6 protein-coding genes are annotated in these 3,517 nt (G+C 30.1%); 4 read left to right on the top strand and 2 right to left on the bottom strand.

The window, feature by feature from the left end:
- From Q0352_RS11170 to Q0352_RS11155, 4 genes are all read left to right on the top strand, one after another.
- On the top strand, positions 1–726 hold a 726-nt coding region (locus Q0352_RS11170), incomplete at its 5' end, for an MATE family efflux transporter (RefSeq protein ID WP_299527496.1).
- An 11-nt stretch (positions 727–737) separates the two neighbouring features.
- A complete protein-coding gene (locus Q0352_RS11165; protein WP_299527494.1) occupies positions 738–1,493 on the top strand; it encodes an enoyl-CoA hydratase/isomerase family protein in 756 nt (251 codons plus the stop codon).
- A 3-nt stretch (positions 1,494–1,496) separates the two neighbouring features.
- A complete protein-coding gene (locus Q0352_RS11160; RefSeq protein ID WP_299527492.1) occupies positions 1,497–1,679 on the top strand; it encodes a hypothetical protein in 183 nt (60 codons plus the stop codon).
- Between the two features lie 15 nt (positions 1,680–1,694).
- Entirely contained in the window at positions 1,695–2,147 is a 453-nt protein-coding gene (locus Q0352_RS11155) for a 6-carboxytetrahydropterin synthase (RefSeq protein ID WP_299527490.1), read from the top strand.
- Between the two features lie 62 nt (positions 2,148–2,209).
- Here the strand turns inward: Q0352_RS11155 and pth are convergent, their stop codons facing one another.
- Positions 2,210–2,776 (bottom strand): aminoacyl-tRNA hydrolase, encoded by a 567-nt coding sequence (gene pth / locus Q0352_RS11150; protein ID WP_299527488.1) that lies wholly within the window; start codon positions 2,774–2,776, stop codon positions 2,210–2,212.
- A 156-nt stretch (positions 2,777–2,932) separates the two neighbouring features.
- A partial coding sequence (locus Q0352_RS11145) for a 50S ribosomal protein L25/general stress protein Ctc (RefSeq protein WP_299527486.1) occupies positions 2,933–3,517 on the bottom strand: 585 nt, incomplete at its 5' end.

The raw sequence follows: 3,517 nt of genomic DNA, 5'->3' as shown, positions 1-3,517 counted from the left end.
ATTTCACAAGGTGTTATGGCAATTTTAGCACTGATTTTAATATTGAAAAAAACACCTTTCAATTTAAAAATAACATTCCCTTTTAATAAAGAAATTAAAAATTTATTAGCGATAAGTTTTAATTTAATAATAAGAGCACTTGCATTGAATGTGGCTTTGTATTTAGCAAATTCGTACGCTACAAAGTATGGAGATAATTATATAGCTGCACAAACTATTGCTTTTCAAATTTGGTTGTTTTTTGCTTTTTTTATTGATGGATATGCCAGTGTTGGAAATATTGTTTCAGGGAAGTTATTAGGTGAAAAAAACTATGAAAAAATGTGGAAGTTAAGCATTAAACTAAGTCGATATTCTATCGTTATTTCAATAATATTAAGTGTTATTTGTGCTGTTTTTTATTTTCAAATAGGAAAACTTTTCTCGCAAGATGAACTTGTTTTACAATCATTTTACAGTGTATTTTGGATAGTACTTATTATGCAACCAATTAATGCAATAGCTTTTGTTTTTGATGGAATTTTTAAGGGACTGGCTGAAGCTGTTACATTAAGAAACTTATTGATAGTTGCTACTTTTTTGGGTTTTTTACCGGTATTGATAATTGGAGATTATTACAATTTAAAATTATACGCTATTTGGTTGGCTTTTACAGTTTGGATGTTGTTAAGGGCCGGAATTTTAGTCGTGAAATTTAGACGTAAGTATTTACACAAAAACGCGTAACTTTGCACATTATGAGTAACGGAAGTTTATACACACATATTGATAATAAGATTGCTACTATTGAGTTTGGTCATCAGGCAAGTAATTCCTTTCCAAGTGAGTTGTTAATTAGACTGACTCATTCTATTAATGAGTTAAGTAGTAATCAAGATGTTCATGTAATTATTTTAAAAAGTGAACAAGATAAGGCTTTTTGTGCCGGTGCTTCTTTTGATGAATTAGTAACTATTTCAAATTTTGAAGATGGGAAACAGTTTTTTTTAGGTTTTGCCAATGTAATTAACGCAATGCGTAACTGTTCAAAATTAATTATTGGACGTATACAAGGTAAAGCTGTTGGTGGTGGAGTTGGATTGGCTGCGGCCTGCGATTATTGTTTAGCCACAAACCAAGCTGATATAAAATTATCAGAATTCACCATTGGAATTGGCCCTTTTGTTATTGAGCCTGTTGTTAGAAGAAAAATAGGACTAACTGCTTTAAGTGAGTTAACTTTAGATGCAACAAGTTGGCAAAACGCTTATTGGGCAAAAGAAAAAGGCTTATATGCTAAAATATTTGATACAATTAAAGAAATGGATATAGAAGTTGAAATTTTAGCGAATAAACTTTCAAATTATAATCCAGAAGCTTTAAAAGAAATGAAAAAAGCTTTGTGGGAAGGTACAGAAAATTGGACAGCCTTATTAGACGAGAAAGCTGAAATTAGTGGTAAATTGGTACTTTCCGATTTCACGAAAAAAGCATTACAGAAATTTAAAAAATAATAAATGTTAGCAACTTTTATAGCTGTTTTACAACAAGTGAATGTTGAAGAAAAGATTAAAAACGCTCCAGATAGCAGTTATCAAATTGGTGTTGTAATAGGAACTTATTTACCCTTCGTGTTGTTAGCATTAATAGCCTATTTTGTATATTACAAAGCAAAAAATAGAAAAGATTTAGAAGATTAATTTAGAAAAAACAAAATGAGTAATATTAGAATTACAAAACAGTTTCATTTTGAAACAGGACATGCATTATATGGTTATGATGGAAAATGCAAAAATGTACATGGGCATAGTTATAAACTTTTTGTTACGGTAATTGGAACTCCTATAAGCGATTCAACAAATGTGAAATTTGGAATGGTGATAGATTTTGGCGACTTGAAAAAAATAGTTGCTTCAGAAATTGTAGATAAATTTGATCATTCAACAGTATTTAATAAAAACACTCCGCATATTGAATTGGCAAATGAATTAGAAAAAAGAGGTCACAGTGTAATATTGGTTGATTATCAGCCAACTAGTGAAATGATGTTAATTGATTTTGCTGAAAAACTTAATAAAAAATTACCTAAAACTATTAAACTACATTCCTTAAAATTACAAGAAACAGGTACATCAGATGCTGAGTGGTATGCTTCTGATCAAAAATAAATCTAAATACTCTTAAAGAAAAGAATTTTAGACATTTACACAATGCAAAAATTTAACCAAAATTAGGTTCCGTTAAAAGTATTCATAGTGTTATTTAAACCAGCTGTGCCAAATGATTTTATGAGTTTACTTGCTTGTTCCAATCGTTCTGATAATAGCTTATCTTCTTCTAAATCCCATTCTCCAAGAACAAAATCTGATTGACGACCTTTTGAAAATTCGGAACCAACACCAAATCTAAAACGAGCATATTGTTGGGTTGCTAAAACAGCATTAATATCCTTTAAACCGTTATGTCCGCCGTCACTTCCTTTAGCTTTTACTCTAATAGCACCAAAAGGTAAATTTAAATCGTCACAAATAACTAATAAATTTTCTGGAAGAATATTTTCTTTGGTAAGCCAATATTTGACCGCTTTACCACTTAAATTCATGTATGTGGAAGGTTTTAATAAAATAAAAGTTCTTCCTTTAAATCTAAATTTTGCGATAGAACCTAATTTTTCACTTTCAAAAGTAATTTCTTCTTTTTTGGCTAATTCATCTAAAATTTGAAAACCTATATTATGTCTAGTATTGTTATATTTTTCACCAATATTTCCTAAACCAACAATTAAGAATTTTTTCATAGAATCAACAGTTGAGGTTTCTTTTTTAGCTCCGAATATTAATTTTATATATCGAAATAATTGCATTTAACAAAAGTAATAAAAAGAATGTGTTTTATAAAAAAGAAAAAGCGCTGCAAATTGCAACGCTTTTTATATTGTTTTAGAATAAAAATGTTATTCTGAAGCTTCTTCTTCACTAACTTCAGCAGTTCCTTCTTCACCTTCTTCACCTTCTTCTTCCTCGTCAGTAAGTACGGCACTACGTGCAGTTCTAACCTGAACCACAACAGTAGTTTCTGGGTGTAAAATTGAAAATTTATCATCTGTTAACTGAGACACTACTAATTTATGACCAATTCTTAATTTAGAAATGTCAGCATTAATAAAGTCAGGTAAATCAGCAGGTAATGCTCTAACGCTTAATTTACGTTTTGCAAAACTTAAAGAACCACCATTAATTACACCTGGTGATGTTCCAACTAATCTTACAGGAATATTCATAGTTACCAGTTTATCATCAAATAATTGGTAAAAATCTATGTGCAAAATTTTGTCAGACACTGGGTGAAATTGAATGTCTTGTAAAATTGCATGAACTGTTACTCCTTCTAATTCAATCGTTGCAGTATAAACGTTTGCTGTATACACTAATTTTTTGAATGAAGTTTCATCAGCTGAAAAGTGTAATGGTTTATCCCCTCCGTATAATACGCAAGGTACCTTTCCAGCATTACGTAAGGCTTTAGTAGCTACTTTACC

Source organism: uncultured Lutibacter sp., from assembly GCF_937891065.1.
Classification (GTDB): Bacteria; Bacteroidota; Bacteroidia; order Flavobacteriales; family Flavobacteriaceae; genus Lutibacter.
Note: the sequence above shows the minus strand (reverse complement) of the source record. Positions and strands in the feature narration are given on the sequence as shown.